The following is an 18300-nucleotide window of genomic DNA, read 5'->3' as shown; positions in this document are numbered from 1 at the left end:
CGCAAGTTCAATTTTCCGGCGGACGCGCGAACCTGTACGGACAGCACCCCACAGGCACACGACTTGGTCCGGCAGCGACGCCGGCCGGAGGGACAGCGATGGGACGGACACTCGCGGAGAAGGTCTGGGACGACCACGTCGTCACGCGCGCCGAAGGCGAGCCCGACCTCCTCTTCATCGATCTGCACCTGCTCCACGAGGTCACCAGCCCGCAGGCCTTCGACGGCCTGCGCAAGGCCGGCCGACCGGTCCGGCGACTCGACCTGACCATCGCCACCGAGGACCACAACACCCCCACCATCGACATCGACAAGCCCATCGCGGACCCCGTCTCCCGCACCCAGCTGGAGACACTGCGCAAGAACTGCGCGGAGTTCGGCGTGCGGCTGCACCCGCTGGGCGATGTCGAGCAGGGAGTCGTCCACGTGGTGGGACCGCAGCTGGGACTGACCCAGCCCGGCACCACCGTCGTCTGCGGCGACAGCCACACCTCCACCCACGGCGCCTTCGGCGCGCTGGCGTTCGGCATCGGCACCAGCCAGGTCGAGCACGTACTCGCCACCCAGACCCTGCCGCTGGCTCCCTTCCGGACCATGGCCGTCACCGTGGAGGGTGAACTCCCCGAGGGCGTCACCGCCAAGGACCTGATCCTCGCCGTCATCGCCCGGATCGGCACCGGCGGCGGCCAGGGTTACGTCATCGAGTACCGCGGCTCCGCCATCGAGAAGCTCTCGATGGAGGCGCGGATGACCGTCTGCAACATGTCCATCGAGGCGGGCGCCCGGGCCGGCATGATCGCCCCCGACGAGACCACCTTCGCCTACCTCGAAGGCCGCCCGCACGCCCCCCGGGGCGACGACTGGGACGCCGCCGTCGCGTACTGGCGCACCCTGCGCACCGACGACGACGCCGTCTTCGACCACGAGGTCGTCATCGACGCCACCGAGCTCTCCCCGTTCGTCACCTGGGGCACCAACCCCGGCCAGGGCGCGCCGCTGTCCGCGGCCGTCCCCGACCCGGCCTCGTATGCCGACCCCTCGGACCGCTTCGCCGCCGAAAGGGCGCTGGAGTACATGGGATTGACGGCTGGTCAGCCGTTGAAGGACATCCGCGTGGACACGGTCTTCGTGGGGTCCTGCACCAATGGCCGCATCGAGGACCTGCGCTCGGTCGCCGAGGTCATCGAGGGCCGTCGCGTCGCCGACGGGGTCCGGATGCTGGTCGTCCCCGGCTCGGTCCGGGTGGCCCTCCAGGCCGTCGAGGAGGGGCTGGACAAGGTGTTCACCGCGGCCGGCGCCGAGTGGCGGCACGCGGGCTGTTCGATGTGTCTGGGCATGAACCCCGACCAACTCGCGCCCGGGGAGAGGTCCGCGTCGACCTCCAACCGCAACTTCGAAGGCCGGCAGGGCAAGGGCGGCCGCACCCACCTGGTCTCGCCCCAGGTCGCCGCCGCCACCGCCGTACTGGGCCATCTGGCCTCCCCGGCCGACCTGGCCGGCGCGTCCGACGTTCGTACTCCCGTGGGGGCCTGAGCACACATGGAAGCATTCACCACGCACACCGGCCGGGCCGTACCGCTGCGCCGGAGCAATGTCGACACGGACCAGATCATCCCCGCGCACTGGCTCAAGAAGGTCACCCGCGACGGCTTCGAGGACGGGCTCTTCGAGGCGTGGCGCAAGGACCCGGAGTTCGTGCTCAACCGTCCCGAGCGCCGGGGCGCCTCCGTCCTGGTCGCCGGCCCGGACTTCGGCACCGGCTCCTCCCGCGAGCACGCGGTCTGGGCGCTGCAGAACTACGGCTTCAAGGCCGTCGTCTCCGCCCGCTTCGCCGACATCTTCCGCGGCAACTCGCTCAAGAACGGTCTGCTGACCGTCGTCCTCCCCCAGGAGACCGTCGACGCCCTCTGGGAGCTGACCGAGTCCGACCCGTCCGCCGAGGTGACCGTCGACCTCGTGGCGCGCCAGGTGCGCGCCGAGGGCATCACGGCTGATTTCCATCTTGACGAGAACGCCCGGTGGCGTCTCCTGGAGGGGCTGGACGACATCGGTCTGACCCTGCGGCACGAGGCCGACATCACCGCCTACGAGGCTCGCAGGCCCTCGTTCAAGCCCTCCACGGCCCGGATCTGACACGAATTTCGAGCCCGTACGGCCCAGTCCGACGAACCGGACGGGGACCCGGATTTTCGCTGCTCACCCAAGGTTTGGCATGATGCGCCCCCTGTCTTCGGACAGGGGGCGCATCGCTCTGTTGAGGCCCTGTGAAGCGACAACTCGCCTCAGATGGCACAATCGGTGCATGGAACGCGACAGCCAACTCGAGCTTTACCGGCTCGTCGCCGACCGACTCAAGGAAGCGCACACAAGGGTGCGCGCACTGCAAGTCCCGGAGGGCGTACGGATGGCGCTGTCCCGGAAGCTGCTGGCCATCACGGCTGCGGCAAAGCACGATCTCTCAGGCGCGGCAAGGCGTCTGGACCGGCTGATGAACGACCTCGACGAGGGCCGTTTCCCCGAAGAGCCCGACCGTGACGGAACTCCGTGATGGTCGAGTTCGTTGCGGCACAAGGGTGATTAGACCGTTTCGTGTTTGATTTGCGGTATATATCTGCCTAACGTGCGAAAAGGCTGGAACGCATTCGTTCCAGCAATGTCTCCGAAGGGGAAGACGTGAACAAGGCGCAGCTCGTTGAAGCGATTGCCGACAAGCTCGGCGGCCGTCAGCAGGCCGCAGACGCCGTCGACGCGGTGCTCGACGCGATCGTCCGCGCGGTCGTCGCGGGCGACCGGGTCTCGGTCACCGGCTTCGGCTCTTTCGAGAAGGTCGACCGTCCGGCCCGTTACGCCCGCAACCCGCAGACGGGTGAGCGGGTCCGGGTCAAGAAGACCTCGGTGCCCCGCTTCCGCGCGGGCCAGGGCTTCAAGGACCTGGTGAGCGGCTCGAAGAAGCTGCCGAAGAACGACGTCGCGGTCAAGAAGGCGCCCAAGGGCAGCCTGACGGGTGGGGTCAAGACCACCGCCAAGGCCGCGGCCAAGAAGGCCACCGCCAAGAAGGCGACGGCGAAGAAGGCCGCCACCACGGCCACCGCCGCCAAGAAGACCACGGCGAAGACCGCGGCCAAGAAGACCACCACCACGGCGGCGGCCAAGAAGGCCACCGCGAAGAAGGCCGCGCCGGCGAAGAAGACCACGGCCAAGAAGGCGACGGCCACCGCCACCAAGGCCGCCGCCAAGAAGGCCGCGCCGGCGAAGAAGACCACGGCCACGGCCAAGAAGGCCGCCGCCAAGAAGACGGCACCCGCCAAGAAGGCCACGGCGACCAAGGCTCCGGCGCGCAAGACCACCGCGCGCAAGACCACCGCCAAGAAGGCCGCCGCCAAGAAGTAAGGCAGCGGACGGCGTCACGCGCCGGGCCGGGCTCCCCTCGGGGAGCCCGGCCCGCGGTGCGTTCCGGGCAGGACGTCCCGAAGCCGTCCCGAGGGGACGGCGGAGCCCGGTCGGAGGCGCCCGGTCGGAGGCGCCCGGGAAGGTCTCTCAGAAGGTCTGGAGCGTCACCAGCGTCACCCGGCGGCCCTCGGGGCCACCCTGGGACCCCGTCGCGCCGCCGGAGTTCCCCGCCGCCGCGTCCTCGAGGACGATGCGGACCCGCTGGCCCGGCCGCAGCAGCCGCAGACCGCCCGCGTCGAAGGCCGCCGCGTCGAAGGGCACCGGGGTGCCGTCGTCGAGGAGGACGCTCCCGGAGCGGGTCTGGGGGTCGTAGGTGTACGCGGTGGCCTGCATGCCACCAGCCTAGTCGGCCCGTACCGGCCGGGGGATCGGAGGCCCGTCGGCGGCGGCGGCCGTCCGCGGCCCCACGCCGAGCGCCAGAGCGGCCCGCAAATCCTCTTCCGTGTCCACGTCCTGGCGCACGGAATCCACCCCCACCAGCTCGATCTCACGGGCGCCCGACGCGCGGTGACGGGCGCGGGAACGGCCCTCGAACGCCGGAGCCAATTCCGTTCCGGGCGCCGCCGCCAGCAACGTCGTACCGATTCCCGCCGCGTCCGCGAGAAATGCGCGCGGGAATTCGACGGCCGAATCGAGCACCCGCCCGAGTTCCGCCGGGCGCAAGGCGGGCAGGTCCGCGTTGAGCGTCGCCACCGCCGAACGCGGCGCGTTCTCCCGTACGGTCCGCGCGCCGTGCGCCAGCGCGCCGTTCAGCCCGCCGGGCCCCGCCGGCTCGGACAGCACCCGGGCCCCGAGCGCCCCGAGCGCCGCCCCGGCCACCGGGTCGTCCGTGACGACCACCACATCCCGCACGGCCCGGCAGGTCAGCGCCGCAGCCACCGTGTCCAGGGCGAAGGCCAGTGCGAGCGCGGGCCGCGGGGCCCGCCCCGCCCCGCCGCCGAGCCTGCTCTTGGCCACGGCCAGCGGCTTCAGCGGCACCACCAGGGTCCAGACCACATCCGCCCCCTCACTTCGCATGGGCACCATTGTCACCCGCTGCCGCAGCCGCCCGGGGAGGGCGGGGTTACGGTGTTCTCGACAGACCGGGTACCTGGGGCGACACTTGTGCGGCCCCCGGGTTCATACAGCCCCCAGGTCCCAAGAGAAGGGTGTCCGAGTGTCCCGCCACAGAATCGGCTTCTGGTACCGCTTTACGGCGGTGTTGGCAAAACCGCCGCTCGTGGTTCTGTTCAAGCGGGACTGGCGGGGAATGGAGCACATTCCGGCCGACGGCGGATTTATCACCGCGGTCAACCACAACTCCTATCTCGACCCGCTGTCGTACGCCCACTTCCAGTACAACACCGGGCGCGTCCCCCGCTTCCTGGCCAAGGCCGCCCTGTTCAAGACCGGTTTCATCGGCACGATGCTGCACGGCACGGGCCAGATCCCCGTCTACCGCGAGTCCGCCGACGCCGCCACGGCCTTCCGGTCCGCCGTCGACGCCATCAACAGGGGCGAGTGCGTGGCCTTCTACCCCGAGGGCACCCTCACCCGCGACCCGGACATGTGGCCCATGGAGGGCAAGACCGGCGCCGCCCGTGTCGCACTGCTCACCAAGGCGCCCGTCATCCCGGTCGCCCAGTGGGGCGCCAACGAGGCCATGCCGCCGTACGCCAAGGAGAACAAGCTCCGGCTCTTCCCCCGCAAGACGCTGAAGGTGCTGGCGGGCCCGCCCGTCGACCTGAGCGCCTACTACGGCAAAGAGCCGACGGTCGAGGTGCTGCGCGCCGCCACCGACGACATCATGGCCGCCATCACCGCGCTGCTGGCCGAACTCCGCGGCGAGCCCGCCCCCGCCGAGCCCTACAACCACAAGAAGGCACTCGCCGAGGCCCGCCGGGCCCGGCAGGACCACGGGACCCGGCAGGCCGAGGGAGACATCAAGTGACGCGCTGCGCCGTCTACGGCACCGGTTCCTGGGGTACCGCCTTCGCGATGATCCTCGCCGACGCCGGCTGCGAGGTGACCATGTGGGGCCGCAGGGCCGCCCTCGTGGACGCCATCAACACCACCCGCGTCAACCCCGACTATCTGCCGGGCATCGAGCTCCCGTCCGGCGTACGGGCCACCACCGACCCCGCCGAGGCGGCGGACGGCGCGGCGTTCACCGTCCTCGCCATCCCCTCCCAGACCCTGCGCGGCAACCTCACGGAGTGGGCGCCGCTGCTGGCCGCCGACACGGTCCTCGTCTCCCTGATGAAGGGCGTCGAGCTGGGCACCGCCAAGCGGATGAGCGAGGTCGTCGAGGAGGTGGCCAAGGTCTCCGCGGACCGCGTCGCCGTCCTGACCGGCCCCAACCTCGCCAAGGAGATCGCCGACCGGCAGCCCGCCGCCGCCGTCGTCGCCTGCCGCGACGAGTCCGTGGCCAAGCGCCTCCAGGCCGCCTGCCACACCCCCTACTTCCGCCCGTACACCAACACCGACGTCGTCGGCTGCGAACTGGGCGGCGCCGTCAAGAACGTCATCGCGCTCGCCGTCGGCATCGCCGACGGCATGGGCCTGGGCGACAACGCCAAGGCGTCCCTCATCACCCGCGGACTGGCCGAGACGACCCGGCTGGGCCTCGCGATGGGCGCCGACGCGCACACCTTCGCCGGCCTCGCCGGCATGGGCGACCTCGTGGCCACCTGCTCCTCGCCGCTCTCCCGCAACCACACCTTCGGCACCAACCTCGGTCGCGGCATGACCCTTGCCGAGACCATCGCGGTCACCAAGCAGACCGCGGAGGGCGTCAAGTCCTGTGAGTCCGTGCTGGATCTGGCCCGCCGCCACGATGTCGACATGCCGATCACCGAGACCGTCGTGGAGATCGTCCATGAGGGCAAGCCGCCGCTGGTGGCCCTCAAGGAGCTCATGTCGCGCAGCGCCAAGCCCGAGCGGCACTGACGCACCTCCTGCCACCAGGTACTCTCGACGCGATATGAGCAGCGAGACCTCCACCCAGAGCCCTGACCGGAAGCCGCGCGTCGCGGTCGTGTTCGGCGGCCGCAGTTCCGAACACGCGATCTCCGTCGTCACCGCGGGCGCCGTGCTGACCGCCATCGACCGCACGAAGTACGACGTGCTGCCGATCGGCATTACCACCGACGGTCGTTGGGCGCTCACCGCCGACGACCCCGAGCGGATGGCCATCGCCGACCGCGCGCTGCCGAACGTCGAGCAGCTCGCGCAGTCGCCCGACGGCACCGTGGTCCTCCCGGTCGACCCCACCGTCCGCGAGATCGTCTACACCGAGCCGGGCGCCGTACCCAAGGCGCTGGGCGAGGTCGACGTCGTCTTCCCGATGCTGCACGGCCCGTACGGCGAGGACGGCACCCTCCAGGGCATGCTGGAGCTCTCCGGCGTCCCCTACGTCGGCGCCGGTGTCCTCGCCTCGGCCGTCGGCCAGGACAAGGAGTACATGAAGCGCGTCTTCATCTCCTACGGCCTGCCGGTCGGACCCTACGAGGTGATCCGCCCCCGCGAGTGGCAGGCCGACCCGGCCGCCGCCCGCAAGAAGATCGTGGACTTCGCCGGCGAGCACGGCTGGCCCCTCTTCATCAAGCCCGCCCGCGGCGGCTCCTCCATGGGCATCACCAAGGTCGACGACCTCTCCGGCCTGGACGAGGCCGTCGCCGAGGCCCAGCGCCACGACCCGAAGATCATCGTCGAGTCGCTGCTGCGCGGCCGGGAGATCGAGTGCGGCGTCCTGGAGTTCGAGGACGGGCCGCGCGCGAGCGTCCCCGCCGAGATCCCCCCGGTCACCGCCCACGACTTCTACGACTTCGAGGCGAAGTACATCGACTCGGCCGCCGGCATCGTGCCCGCCCCGCTGACCGAGGACGAGACCCGCCGCATCCAGGAGCTGGCGGTACGCGCCTTCGACGCCGTCTCCTGCGAGGGCCTGGTCCGCGCGGACTTCTTCCTCACCGAGGACGGCGAGTTCGTGATCAACGAGATCAACACCATGCCCGGCTTCACGCCGATCTCCATGTACCCGCGCATGTGGCAGGAGAGCGGTGTCGGCTACCCGGAGCTGGTGGACCGGCTGATCCAGGCCGCGCTGCGACGGTCGACGGGGCTGCGCTAGTCGATGATCCCGAAGGGGATCGTCTTCCGGACGGCGCCGGTGACATCAGTGAGCGCGCTCATGTCACCGGCGTCGCCCACCGTCTTCTTCGGCAGCGTCACCCGCACCCACGCCTCGCGCTGCACCGTGGTGCAGCGGATGGAGCCGTCGGACTGCTTCTCGGGCATCCACTTCACCCCCTCGATCTCCATGGAGTCGGCGTCGGGGTGGCGCTTGAGGAGCTCGGGCTTGTCCACCCCGCAGCTCAGGGTGATCGACGGGCCGTCGCCCCAGGCCGCGGTGAAGTCCGAGGCGGGATCGGTGGCACGGCGCTTCAGCCCGCCCACCACCTCCGGCAGCTCCTTGTGCAGCGCCCGGCAGTTGGCGGCCTGCTGTCCGGACGGCGAGGGAACCGCGGGGCCTGCCGTGTCGTCGCTCGAAGAGCAGCCGACAGCGGCGAAGAGCGCGACGACAACGGGCAGGCCGAGCGACCGGCGGAGCGAAGACTTCACCGGCCGAGCATACGGGGGACCTACAGATGGACGACCGGACAGGTCAGTGTGCGGGTGATGCCGTCCACCTGCTGGACCTTGGCGACCACCATGCGGCCGAGTTCGTCCACGGTGTCGGCCTGGGCGCGGACGATCACGTCGTACGGACCGGTCACGTCCTCGGCCTGGAGCACACCGGGGATCTTCGAGATGACTTCCGCGACGGTCGACGCCTTGCCGACCTCGGTCTGGATCAGGATGTACGCCTGTACCACGGAACCTCCAGGGCGGCTTCGAGGATCATGTGGGGAGAAGAGACGCCACGGTACCGCGTCGCCGTACGGCGCGGGGAGACCCGCGCTGCCTGCGCGGCGCGGCGCATGTCACAACCGATACTCCTAGGAGGAGCTCAGTGAAAGGCACCGTGGGCGAGTTGGGGGAGTTCGGGCTCATCAGAGAGCTTACTTCCCGGCTCACCACCACCCCTGCGGTCCGGCTCGGGCCGGGTGACGACGCCGCGGTGGTCGCTGCGCCCGACCGGAGGGTCGTGGCCAGTACGGACGTGCTCCTGGAAGGGCGGCACTTCCGTCGCGACTGGTCCACCGCGTACGACGTCGGCCGCAAGGCCGCCGCGCAGAACCTCGCCGACATCGCCGCCATGGGCGCGGTGCCCACGGCGATCCTGCTCGGCCTCGTCGTGCCCGCCGAACTCCCCGTCACCTGGCCGACCGAGCTGATGGACGGCATCCGCGACGAGTGCCAGGTCGCCGGCGCGGCCGTGGTCGGCGGCGACGTGGTCCGCGGCGACACCATCACCGTGGCCATCACGGCGCTGGGCGACCTGCGCAACCACGAGCCCGTCACCCGCTCCGGCGCCCAGCCCGGCGACGTGGTCGCGGTCACGGGCTGGCTGGGCTGGTCCGCCGCCGGGCACGCCGTGCTCGCCCGCGGCTTCCGCTCCCCGCGCGCCTTCGTCGAGGCCCACCGGCGCCCCGAGCCGCCCTACCACGCCGGCCCCGCGGCCGCCGGGCTCGGCGCCACCGCGATGACCGACATCAGCGACGGCCTCATCGCCGACCTCGGGCACATCGCCGAGGCCAGCAAGGTCCGCATCGACCTGCGGACGGCCGCGATCGACGTCCCGACGCAGATGTCCGACATCGGCCAGGCCGTCGGCGTCGACCCGCTCCAGTGGGTGCTGACCGGGGGAGAGGACCACGCGATCGTGGCCACCTTCCCGCCGGACGTGAAGCTCCCGGCCCGCTGGAAGGTCATCGGCGAGGTCGTCAACCCCTCCGCCCTGCCCCAGGTGACCGTCGACGGCGCCCCCTGGGACAAGGCCGGCGGCTGGGACCACTTCGGGGACGCGGAGCCCGAGGAGTAGCACGCGGCGAGTAGATTCGGCCGCATGCCGATACCTCCACGCGTCCTGACCGTCGCCGGATCCGATTCCGGCGGCGGTGCGGGCATCCAGGCCGACCTGAAGACCATGCTCGCGCTCGGCGTCCACGGCATGAGCGTGCTCACCGCCGTCACCGCCCAGAACTCGCGCGGCGTGCAGGGCGCCTGGCCACTGCCGGCCGAGGCCGTACGGGCCCAGTTCCGCAGCGTCGTCGACGACATCGGCGTCCAGGCCGTCAAGACCGGCATGCTCGCCTCGGCCGAGTTGGTGGAGACCGTCGCCGCGCTGCTGGCGGACGTGGGCGCCCCCGTGGTCGTCGACCCCGTGGGCATCTCCAAGCACGGCGACGCGCTGCTCGCCGCCTCCGCGCTCGACGCGGTCCGCACGAAGCTGCTGCCGGCCGCGACCGTCGCCACCCCCAACCTCGACGAGGTCGCCTGGCTCACGGGCGTACGCGTCAGGAGCGAGGCCGACCTGCGGCGGGCCGCCGACGCGGTGCTCGCCCACGGGCCCCGCTGGGCGCTGATCAAGGGCGGTCACCTCGAAGGGGACGCCGTGGACCTGCTCACGGACGGCACCGAGGAGCACTGGCTGCGGGCCCCGCGCCACGACAACCGCCACACCCACGGCACGGGCTGCACCCTCGCCAGCGCCGTCGCCGCCGAGCTGGCGAAGGGGCGGACGGTGCCCGAGGCGGTGACCGCCGCCAAGGACTACGTCACCGGCGCCATCGCCGCGGGCTTCGCGCTGGGCACGGGCATAGGCCCCGTCGACCACGGCTGGAGGATTCGGAACCCCTGAGCCGCGCGGGGCATGCGAAAAGCCGGCCCACCGAGAGGTGGACCGGCTTTCACGGCAACCGGAGGGGGCTGCGCCATGACGTGACCGTCACAGCGAGCCGACTCACCCCCGCTTGCGCGGGGAGAACCACTCGCTAGCGCGAGACCTTGCCGGCCTTGATGCAAGAGGTGCAGGCGTTGATCCGCTTCGGCGTGCGCCCGATCACTGCGCGCACCCGCTGGATGTTGGGGTTCCAACGACGGGGGGTACGGCGGTGCGAGTGCGAAATAGCGTTGCCGAAGCCCGGCCCCTTGCCGCAGACGTCGCAGTTGGCAGCCACGGGTTACTCCAAAGACGGGTCACCCTCGCTCACGCGAGGACAACAGGCACGTACGGTGAATCCCTGCGTGCCGAGATCTCCAGAGAGTGACCGGCAGTATCAGGGGGGTATGGCCCGATTTTCATCGGGCAACCGGAGCAGCATACAACGACTGCTCCAGGACAACGAAACTACCATGGCTGCCCGGCGCCCGGCCCGGCCGTCGCCCGATCCCCGGCCCCCACCGGCCTCCCGCCCCCTCCGCGACTACGCTGCCGATCACTGCCACACAGCCCCCGAGGGGTCCGAGGAGGACACAGGTGCCGCACTTGCTGGACGCCGCAGCGGTACGTACCTGGTGTGCCCTCGCCCTCGACGCGCTCGGCAGAGCCCGCGAGGAGATCGACGCGATCAACGTCTATCCCGTCGCCGACGGCGACACCGGCACCAACCTCTACCTGACCGTCGAATCCGCCACCCAGGCCGTCGAAGCGGTCTTCGCGGGCCACGCCACCGCCGGGCTCGCCTCCCCGGCGCCTTTGCCGAGCCTCCCCGACGCCGTACGGGCCATGGCCCACGGCGCCCTCATAGGCGCGCGCGGCAATTCCGGCACCATCCTGGCGCAGCTCCTGCGCGGCATGGCCGAGATCCTGGCCGCCACCGCCACCGCCACCGCCACCGGCGACCGCCCTGACGACGCCGAACTGCTCCGCAGGGCCCTGCGCCGGGCCGTGGAGTCCGCGTACGAGGGCGTCGCCCGCCCCGTCGAGGGCACCGTGCTGACCGTCGCGGCCGCCGCCGCCGTCGCGGCCGCCACGGCCGTGGGCGACACCGCCGCCGTGGCCCGCGCCGCCGACGAGGCCGCCCGCACCGCCCTCGCCGTGACCCCCGCCCAGCTCGACGTCCTCGGCAGGGCCGGCGTCGTCGACGCGGGCGGCCTCGGCCTCGTCGAGGTGCTCGGCGCCCTCGCCCGCACCCTCTCCGGAGAGACCGCCACCGGCCGCCCCGGACCCCCGCAACGCGGCACGCGCGCGTGGCCGCGTCCGGAGCGCACGGAGGAGACCGACACCCGCCCCGCCGACCACCCCGCCGCCGGGGGACCCGCCTTCGAGGTGATCTACCTCCTGGAGGCCGGCGACGACGCCGTCGCCCGGCTGCGCACCCGCCTGGACGCCCTCGGCGACTCCCTCGTCGTCGTCGGCGGCGACGGCCTGTGGAACGTCCACGTCCACGTCGACGACGCCGGAGCGGCCGTCGAGGCCGGCATCGAGGCCGGCCGCCCGTACCGCGTCCGCATCACCCACTTCGGCTCCTGCGACACCACCCGGACCGCCCGCACCCGCGAACCCGTGCAGCGCGCCGTCGTCGCCGTCGTCCCCGGCGAGGGACTGGCCGGCCTCTGCGCGGAGGCCGGGGCCACCGTCGTGGCGACCCGGCCGGGCGAACCGCCCGCCAGCGGCGAGCTCGTCGAGGCGATCCGGCGCGCCCACGCGCGCGAAGTCGTGCTGCTGCCCAACGACCCCGAGCTGCGCCACACCGCGGCCGCCGCGGCCGAACAGGCCCGCCTCGAAGGCGTACGCGTCGCCCTCATCCCCACCCGCTCCGCCGTCCAGGGCATCGCCGCCCTCGCCGTCCACGAGCCGGGCCGCCGCTTCGACGAGGACGTCGTCGCCATGTCCTCCGCCGCCGGCGCCACCCGCTACGCCGAGCTCGCCGTCGCCGAACGGCAGTCCTGGACCATGGCCGGCGTCTGCCAGGCCGGGGACGTCCTCGGCCTGATCGACGGCGACGTCGCCGTCATCGGCTCGGAGCTCGCCGCCACCGCCGAGACCGTCCTCGACCGGATGCTGGCCGCGGGCGGCGAAATGGTCACCCTCGTCCTCGGCGCGGACGTCCCCGACACGGTCGCCGACCGCCTGGAGCGGCACGTACGCGGCGGCCACCTCGCCGTGGACACGGTGGTCTACCACGGCGGGCAGCAGTCGGCACCCTTGCTCATCGGTATCGAATAGGACCGCCTGTCACACCCATGGTGTGCAATGGACCACGTGTCCGCGCTCCACACCGCAGCTTCCCGGGGAACCACCCCCGGACCCCCGACCGAAAACCCATGGCGTCGGCCCTGGAGACACCGTGCAGCTCGATGAACCCCTGAAGAAGATCCTCGGCGGCAACACCGCGAAGGTGATGGCCGAGAACCTCGACCTGCACACGGTCGGTGACCTGCTGCACCACTACCCACGCCGCTACGCCGAGCGCGGGGAGCTGACCCGCCTCGCCGACCTGCCGCTCGACGAGCACGTCACGGTCGTCGCGCAGGTCGCCAAGGCCGCCATGAAGACCTTCAACCACGGCAAGGGCGTCCGCCTGGAGGTCGTCGTCACCGACGGCAGCGGCTCCCTGACCCTCGTCTTCTTCGGCCGGGGCGCCTACGCGCGGGAGAAGGAGCTGCTGCCCGGCCGCCGCGGCATGTTCGCCGGCAAGGTCTCCCTCTTCAACCGGACCCGGCAGCTCCTGCACCCCGACTACGAACTCCTCGACAAGGAGAGCGGAGCCGAGGCCGCCGAGTCCTTCGCCGGGCGGCTGCTGCCGATCTATCCGGCCTGCAAGCAGTTCCAGTCCTGGAAGCTCACCAAGGCCATCGACACCCTGCTGGACCTCTTCGAGGCCGAGCGGTGGCAGGGCATCGTCGACCCCCTGCCCCCGGCGCTGCGCGAGGACCGCGGCCTGACCGAGCTCGCCGACGCCTTCCGCAAGGTCCACCGCCCCGGCTCGAAGGCCGACATCGAGGACGCCCGGTCCCGCCTGAAGTGGGACGAGGCGTTCGTCCTCCAGGTCGCCCTCGCCCGCCGCCGCCACGCGGACGGCCAACTGCCGGCGGTGGCCCGCAAACCCCTCGCCGGTGGCCTGCTCGACGCCTTCGACGCGAAGCTGCCCTTCACCCTCACCGAGGGCCAGCGCAAGGTCTCCGCGGAGATCTTCGACGACCTGGCCACCGAACACCCCATGCACCGCCTCCTCCAGGGAGAGGTCGGCTCGGGCAAGACGATGGTCGCCCTGCGCGCCATGCTCGGCGTCGTGGACGCCGGCGGGCAGGCCGCGATGCTCGCGCCCACCGAGGTCCTCGCCCAGCAGCACCACCGGTCCATCACCGAGATGATGGGCGAGCTCGCCGAGGGCGGGATGCTCGGCGGTGCCGACCAGGGCACCAAGGTCGTGCTGCTCACCGGCTCCATGGGCGCGGTCGCCCGCCGCCACGCCCTGCTCGACCTCGTCACCGGCGAGGCCGGCATCGTCATCGGCACCCACGCCCTGATCGAGGACAAGGTGCAGTTCCACGACCTCGGCCTGGTCGTCGTGGACGAGCAGCACCGCTTCGGCGTCGAGCAGCGCGACGCCCTGCGCTCCAAGGGCAAGCAACCGCCGCACCTGCTCGTGATGACCGCCACGCCGATCCCGCGCACCGTCGCCATGACCGTCTTCGGCGACCTGGAGACCTCCGTCCTGGACCAGCTCCCGGCCGGCCGCTCGCCCATCGCCACCCACGTGGTGCCCGCCAAGGACAAGCCGCACTTCCTGGCCCGCACCTGGGAGCGGGTGCGCGAGGAGGTCGAGGGCGGCCACCAGGCGTACGTGGTGTGCCCGCGCATCGGCGACGAGGAGGAGGCGCCCAAGGGCGCGCGGAAGAAGACCGCCGAGGACGAGCCGTCCGCCGAGGACCTGGCCGAGAAGCGCCCGCCGCTCGCCGTCGTCGACATCGCCGCGCAGCTCACCCGGGGACCGCTGCGCGGCCTGCGCGTGGAGGTGCTGCACGGGCGGATGCAGCCCGACGCCAAGGACGACGTCATGCGCCGCTTCGCCGCCGGCGAGGTGGACGTGCTGGTGGCCACCACCGTCATCGAGGTGGGGGTGAACGTCCCCAACGCCACCGTCATGGTGATCATGGACGCGGACCGGTTCGGGGTGTCCCAGCTGCACCAGCTGCGCGGCCGCGTCGGCCGCGGCTCCGCGCCCGGCCTGTGCCTGCTGGTCAGCGAGATGCCGGAGGGCAGCCCGGCCCGCTCCCGGCTGACCGCGGTCGCCGCCACCCTGGACGGCTTCGAGCTCTCCCGGATCGACCTGGAGCAGCGCCGCGAGGGCGACGTGCTCGGCCAGGCCCAGTCCGGCGTCCGGTCGTCCCTGCGGATGCTCACCGTCATCGACGACGAGGAGGTCATCGCCGCCGCCCGCGAGGAGGCCGCCGCGGTCGTCGCCGCCGACCCGGAGCTGGAGCGGCTGCCCGCGCTGCGCACCGCCCTGGACGCCCTGCTGGACAAGGACCGGGAGCAGTATCTGGAAAAGGGCTGAGGCGGCTCCGGGCGCGGGCCGCACGGCACCGCGCGAGGCCGAGTCGGTACCGACGCCCTAGGCTGATGGGATGGCGGCCGCCCGGAGCGGGCCGTCGCCCCGTCCACCCACCGCGAAGGGCTCTGAGGACCGATGACCCGCGTGATCGCCGGCACCGCCGGCGGACGCCGCCTGGCTGTGCCACCCGGCACCGGCACCCGCCCGACCTCCGACCGGGCGCGCGAGGGCCTGTTCTCGACCTGGGAGTCGCTGTACGGCCCCCTCGCGGGCGCGCGCGTGCTCGATCCGTACGCCGGCTCCGGCGCGGTCGGCCTGGAGGCGCTCTCGCGCGGCGCCGCACACGTCCTGCTGGTCGAGGCCGACGCCCGCGCGGTCCGCGTCATCCGCGACAACGTCCGCGCGGTGGGCCTGCCGGGCGCCGAGGTCCGAGCCGGCAAGGCCGAGCACGTCCTCGCGGGGCCGGCGCCCACCGACCCGTACGACGTGATCTTCCTCGACCCGCCCTATGTGGTGACCGACGAAGCGCTGTGCGAGATCCTCCTCACACTCCGCACCCAGGGCTGGCTTGCCGACGAAGCGCTCGTCACCGTGGAGCGCAGCACCAGGGGAGGGGAATTCCCCTGGCCGGACGGGTTCGAACCGCTGAGGGCCCGTCGCTACGGCGAGGGGACGCTTTGGTACGGTCGCGCCGCCTCGACGTGCACAGCGGAGACAACGCCATGCGCGTCATGAATGGACCGGAGAGCGAGGAACCACCGTTGCGCCGCGCCGTCTGTCCGGGGTCGTTCGACCCCGTCACCAATGGACACCTCGACATCATCGCCCGCGCCTCCAGGCTGTACGACGTCGTGCACGTCGCGGTGATGATCAATCAGTCGAAGCAGGGCCTGTTCACCGTCGAGGAGCGGATAGACCTGCTCCGCCAGGTCACCGCCGAGTACGGCAATGTCCAGGTGGAGTCCTTCCACGGCCTGCTCGTCGACTTCTGCAAGCAGCGCGAGATCCCCGCCATCGTCAAGGGGCTGCGGGCGGTCAGCGACTTCGACTACGAGCTGCAGATGGCCCAGATGAACAACGGCCTCTCCGGTGTGGAGACCCTGTTCGTCCCCACCAACCCCACCTACAGCTTCCTCTCCTCCAGCCTGGTCAAGGAGGTCGCGGCCTGGGGCGGTGACGTCTCCCACCTGGTGCCGCCGCTGGTGCTCGAAGCGCTGACCGAACGGCTCGGCGAGCGCTGACGGTCCGGCCGGTGGGCTGACAGCGCGTCAGCAGGTGTCGGACGGGGGGCGGCTGGCCGTACAGTCGACCCCGTTCGTTCCCATCCGTCGGAAGAAGTGGCGAGCGTCAAGGTGGACGTGCAGAAGAAGCTCGACGAGATCGTCTCGACCGTCGCCGGCGCCCGGTCCCTGCCCATGTCGGCCTCCTGCGTCGTCAACCGGGCCGAGCTGCTCGCCCTTCTCGAAGAGGTCCGGGCCGCCCTGCCCGGCTCCCTGGCCCAGGCGCGGGACCTGATCGGCGGCCGTGAGCAGCTGGTCGCCGAGGCCCGCGAGGAGGCCGAGCGGATCATCGAGTCCGCCCGCGCCCACCGCGGCTCGCTGATCTCCGACACCGAGGTCGCCCGGCAGTCCCAGGAGGAGGCCGATCGCATCCTGGCGGCCGCCCGCCGGGAGGCGGAGGAGATCCGCGACCAGGCCGACGACTACGTCGACAGCAAGCTCGCCAACTTCGAGGTCGTCCTCACCAAGACCCTCGGCTCCGTCGACCGCGGCCGCGAGAAGCTGCTCGGCCGCGCCGGAGCCGACGGCTACGGCGTCACGGACCCCGACGGCCTGCCCGACGACGTACCGGAGCCCAGCTCCGACCCCGGCACGCAGCGGCAGCGCGCCGACGCCTATGTCGACGCCAAGCTCGGCGCGGTCGCCGCCGTCCTGGCCAAGACCCTGGAGGCCGTCGGCAAGGGCCGGCAGAAGCTCACGGGCGCCCGCCCGGCCGACGAGCTCGGTGCCCACATGGCCGCGCAGGACGGCCTGCCGTCGGGCCACCACACCAGCGACGCCGACTTCCTCGCCGAGCTGGCCGGGCCCCTGGAGCCCGCCGACGCGCCCCCGGCCCCCGCCATGGCCGCGGAGCCCTCCCAGCCCGACTACTACGCCGCGGCGGGCTATCAGCCGGACCCGTACGCCTACCAGTCCTACGAGGTCCCGGCGGACCCGTACGCGGCCCAGGGCGGCTACGCGCAGCACGACCCCTACGCCTGGCCCGCCCAGGCCGCGACGGGCGGCTACGCTTCGAACAGCGGCTACGCCCCGGAGCAGCGCCATCAGGAGTTACAGCAGGCCCACCAGCCTCACCAGACCCCTGATTCCCGGCAGCCCCAGCTCGACGAGACCAGTCTCTTCGACACGAGCATGATCGACCTCGATCAGCTCCGCAGATACGAGCAGGGGCGCTGACCGGCGCCCATCGGTCGCCGATTGGGTGTACGGCGACCGGTCCAGTATCCTGGCTCTTCGGTCGCGTGTGCATTCGCGATCAGGGCTGCCCGCGACGCTTCGGCGTCGCGAGAACGCCCGTCACCGCAGCGTAGAAAGCAGGAAGCTCTGAACGCCCACCTCGATCACCGTTCCCCTCTCGTGTTCGACACACGTGAGCTGGGTCGGCGACCCGGTGCGCTGAAGAGGGTCTCCCGCTCCATCCCGGCCCCCGCCGATCTCGGTATCGAGGTCATCGGGGTCGCCGAGGGCGCGACGGTGGAGCTCGACCTCCGTCTGGAGTCGGTCATGGAAGGTGTGCTCATCACAGGCACCGCCCGTGCACCGCTGACAGGGGAGTGCGTAAGGTGTCTGGAGCCGCTCGAGCGAGAGCTCGAAACGGACTTCCAGGAGATGTACTCCTACCCCGACGCCGCCGCCCGGAACCGCCCCGCGGACACCGGCGACGACGCCGAGGACGACGAGGAGGACACGCTCTTCCTCGAGGACGACATGTTCGACCTCGAACCCGTGCTGCGGGACGCGGTGGTGCTCGCACTGCCGCTGCAGCCGGTGTGCCAGGAAGACTGCCCCGGCCTGTGCTCCGAGTGTGGAGCGCGGCTGGCGGACGACCCGGACCACCACCATGAGTCCGTCGACATCCGTTGGGCGGCACTGCAGGGACTCGCCGGTTCAGACCAGGACGGCGAGATGGACAACGCACCCCGCTCCGGCGGGGATGACTCACAGGAGAAGTAGCCGTGGCTGTTCCGAAGCGGAAGATGTCGCGCAGCAACACGCGCCACCGCCGGTCGCAGTGGAAGGCTGCGGTCCCCACCCTGGTGGCATGCGCTAGCTGCCACGAGCCGAAGCTGCAGCACATCGCGTGCCCCAGCTGCGGCACCTACAACAAGCGCCAGGTCCTCGAGGTCTGATCGGCGGGTGACAGGC

General features: G+C 71.7%; 21 protein-coding genes. 16 read left to right on the top strand and 5 right to left on the bottom strand.

Annotated elements, in window-relative coordinates:
• Nucleotides 1–98: 98 nt before the first annotated feature.
• The 4 genes from leuC to ACZ303_RS09870 all read left to right on the top strand — a co-directional run bounded on the left by leuC (nucleotide 99) and on the right by ACZ303_RS09870 (nucleotide 3389).
• Nucleotides 99–1532, top strand: coding sequence for a 3-isopropylmalate dehydratase large subunit (gene leuC, locus ACZ303_RS09885; RefSeq protein ID WP_467336971.1), 1434 nt, complete (start codon nucleotides 99–101; stop codon nucleotides 1530–1532).
• A gap of 6 nt (nucleotides 1533–1538) precedes the next feature.
• Nucleotides 1539–2132, top strand: a complete 594-nt coding sequence (gene leuD, locus ACZ303_RS09880; RefSeq protein WP_467336969.1) for a 3-isopropylmalate dehydratase small subunit — start codon at nucleotides 1539–1541, stop codon at nucleotides 2130–2132.
• Between the two features lie 169 nt (nucleotides 2133–2301).
• Nucleotides 2302–2547, top strand: a complete 246-nt coding sequence (locus ACZ303_RS09875; RefSeq protein ID WP_467336967.1) for an SCO5555 family protein — start codon at nucleotides 2302–2304, stop codon at nucleotides 2545–2547.
• Nucleotides 2548–2672: 125 nt separating this feature from the next.
• Complete coding sequence (locus ACZ303_RS09870) at nucleotides 2673–3389, top strand: HU family DNA-binding protein (protein ID WP_467336965.1); 717 nt, start codon at nucleotides 2673–2675, stop codon at nucleotides 3387–3389.
• A 147-nt stretch (nucleotides 3390–3536) separates the two neighbouring features.
• Here ACZ303_RS09870 and ACZ303_RS09865 read toward each other — a convergent pair whose 3' ends face one another.
• A complete protein-coding gene (locus ACZ303_RS09865) occupies nucleotides 3537–3782 on the bottom strand; it encodes a hypothetical protein (protein WP_467336963.1) in 246 nt (81 codons plus the stop codon).
• Between the two features lie 9 nt (nucleotides 3783–3791).
• Nucleotides 3792–4466: a 2-phospho-L-lactate guanylyltransferase gene (cofC, locus tag ACZ303_RS09860; RefSeq protein WP_467336961.1), complete on the bottom strand. Its 675-nt coding sequence runs from the start codon at nucleotides 4464–4466 to the stop codon at nucleotides 3792–3794.
• A gap of 139 nt (nucleotides 4467–4605) precedes the next feature.
• Here cofC and ACZ303_RS09855 point away from each other — a divergent pair, with 139 nt between their 5' ends.
• From ACZ303_RS09855 to ACZ303_RS09845, 3 genes are read left to right on the top strand one after another with little or no spacing between them, the layout of a single operon-like run.
• Nucleotides 4606–5379 (top strand): lysophospholipid acyltransferase family protein, encoded by a 774-nt coding sequence (locus ACZ303_RS09855; RefSeq protein ID WP_467336959.1) that lies wholly within the window; start codon nucleotides 4606–4608, stop codon nucleotides 5377–5379.
• Nucleotides 5376–6377: an NAD(P)H-dependent glycerol-3-phosphate dehydrogenase gene (locus ACZ303_RS09850; RefSeq protein WP_467336957.1), complete on the top strand. Its 1002-nt coding sequence runs from the start codon at nucleotides 5376–5378 to the stop codon at nucleotides 6375–6377. The genes ACZ303_RS09855 and ACZ303_RS09850 overlap by 4 nt, the downstream gene beginning before the upstream one ends.
• A 34-nt stretch (nucleotides 6378–6411) precedes the next feature.
• Nucleotides 6412–7560: a D-alanine--D-alanine ligase family protein gene (locus ACZ303_RS09845; protein ID WP_467336955.1), complete on the top strand. Its 1149-nt coding sequence runs from the start codon at nucleotides 6412–6414 to the stop codon at nucleotides 7558–7560.
• On the opposite strand, the gene ACZ303_RS09840 is transcribed toward ACZ303_RS09845, so the two are convergent.
• Complete coding sequence (locus ACZ303_RS09840; protein ID WP_467336953.1) at nucleotides 7557–8051, bottom strand: DUF3515 domain-containing protein; 495 nt, start codon at nucleotides 8049–8051, stop codon at nucleotides 7557–7559. The genes ACZ303_RS09845 and ACZ303_RS09840 overlap by 4 nt on opposite strands.
• Nucleotides 8052–8071: 20 nt before the next feature.
• Nucleotides 8072–8305: an Lrp/AsnC family transcriptional regulator gene (locus tag ACZ303_RS09835; protein ID WP_215085099.1), complete on the bottom strand. Its 234-nt coding sequence runs from the start codon at nucleotides 8303–8305 to the stop codon at nucleotides 8072–8074.
• Between the two features lie 137 nt (nucleotides 8306–8442).
• On the opposite strand from ACZ303_RS09835, the gene ACZ303_RS09830 reads away from it, so the two are divergent.
• Entirely contained in the window at nucleotides 8443–9414 is a 972-nt protein-coding gene (locus ACZ303_RS09830; protein ID WP_467336950.1) for a thiamine-phosphate kinase, read from the top strand.
• A 24-nt stretch (nucleotides 9415–9438) separates the two neighbouring features.
• Complete coding sequence (gene thiD, locus ACZ303_RS09825; RefSeq protein WP_467336948.1) at nucleotides 9439–10233, top strand: bifunctional hydroxymethylpyrimidine kinase/phosphomethylpyrimidine kinase; 795 nt, start codon at nucleotides 9439–9441, stop codon at nucleotides 10231–10233.
• A gap of 133 nt (nucleotides 10234–10366) precedes the next feature.
• Here thiD and rpmB read toward each other — a convergent pair whose 3' ends face one another.
• Nucleotides 10367–10552: a 50S ribosomal protein L28 gene (gene rpmB, locus ACZ303_RS09820; protein ID WP_087926075.1), complete on the bottom strand. Its 186-nt coding sequence runs from the start codon at nucleotides 10550–10552 to the stop codon at nucleotides 10367–10369.
• Nucleotides 10553–10851: 299 nt separating this feature from the next.
• Here rpmB and ACZ303_RS09815 point away from each other — a divergent pair, with 299 nt between their 5' ends.
• The 7 genes from ACZ303_RS09815 to rpmF all read left to right on the top strand — a co-directional run bounded on the left by ACZ303_RS09815 (nucleotide 10852) and on the right by rpmF (nucleotide 18284).
• The gene (locus ACZ303_RS09815; RefSeq protein ID WP_467336945.1) at nucleotides 10852–12543 is read left to right on the top strand and encodes a DAK2 domain-containing protein; all 1692 of its coding nucleotides are present in this window, start codon (nucleotides 10852–10854) and stop codon (nucleotides 12541–12543) included.
• 121 nt (nucleotides 12544–12664) lie between these two features.
• Nucleotides 12665–14878, top strand: a complete 2214-nt coding sequence (gene recG, locus ACZ303_RS09810) for an ATP-dependent DNA helicase RecG (protein WP_467336943.1) — start codon at nucleotides 12665–12667, stop codon at nucleotides 14876–14878.
• A gap of 132 nt (nucleotides 14879–15010) precedes the next feature.
• On the top strand, nucleotides 15011–15610 hold the full coding sequence (gene rsmD, locus ACZ303_RS09805; RefSeq protein ID WP_467336941.1) for a 16S rRNA (guanine(966)-N(2))-methyltransferase RsmD: 600 nt from the start codon (nucleotides 15011–15013) through the stop codon (nucleotides 15608–15610).
• Between the two features lie 26 nt (nucleotides 15611–15636).
• The gene (gene coaD, locus ACZ303_RS09800) at nucleotides 15637–16116 is read left to right on the top strand and encodes a pantetheine-phosphate adenylyltransferase (protein ID WP_467337445.1); all 480 of its coding nucleotides are present in this window, start codon (nucleotides 15637–15639) and stop codon (nucleotides 16114–16116) included.
• Nucleotides 16117–16227: 111 nt separating this feature from the next.
• Nucleotides 16228–17331, top strand: a complete 1104-nt coding sequence (locus tag ACZ303_RS09795; protein WP_467337443.1) for an ATP synthase F0 subunit B — start codon at nucleotides 16228–16230, stop codon at nucleotides 17329–17331.
• Between the two features lie 180 nt (nucleotides 17332–17511).
• Entirely contained in the window at nucleotides 17512–18108 is a 597-nt protein-coding gene (locus ACZ303_RS09790; protein ID WP_467336939.1) for a YceD family protein, read from the top strand.
• Nucleotides 18109–18110: 2 nt separating this feature from the next.
• Nucleotides 18111–18284, top strand: coding sequence for a 50S ribosomal protein L32 (gene rpmF, locus ACZ303_RS09785; RefSeq protein WP_030087884.1), 174 nt, complete (start codon nucleotides 18111–18113; stop codon nucleotides 18282–18284).
• Nucleotides 18285–18300: the final 16 nt, after the last annotated feature.

The organism is Streptomyces sp. NPDC023527 (assembly GCF_055560115.1).
This window is presented reverse-complemented; position numbering and strand designations above follow the sequence as displayed.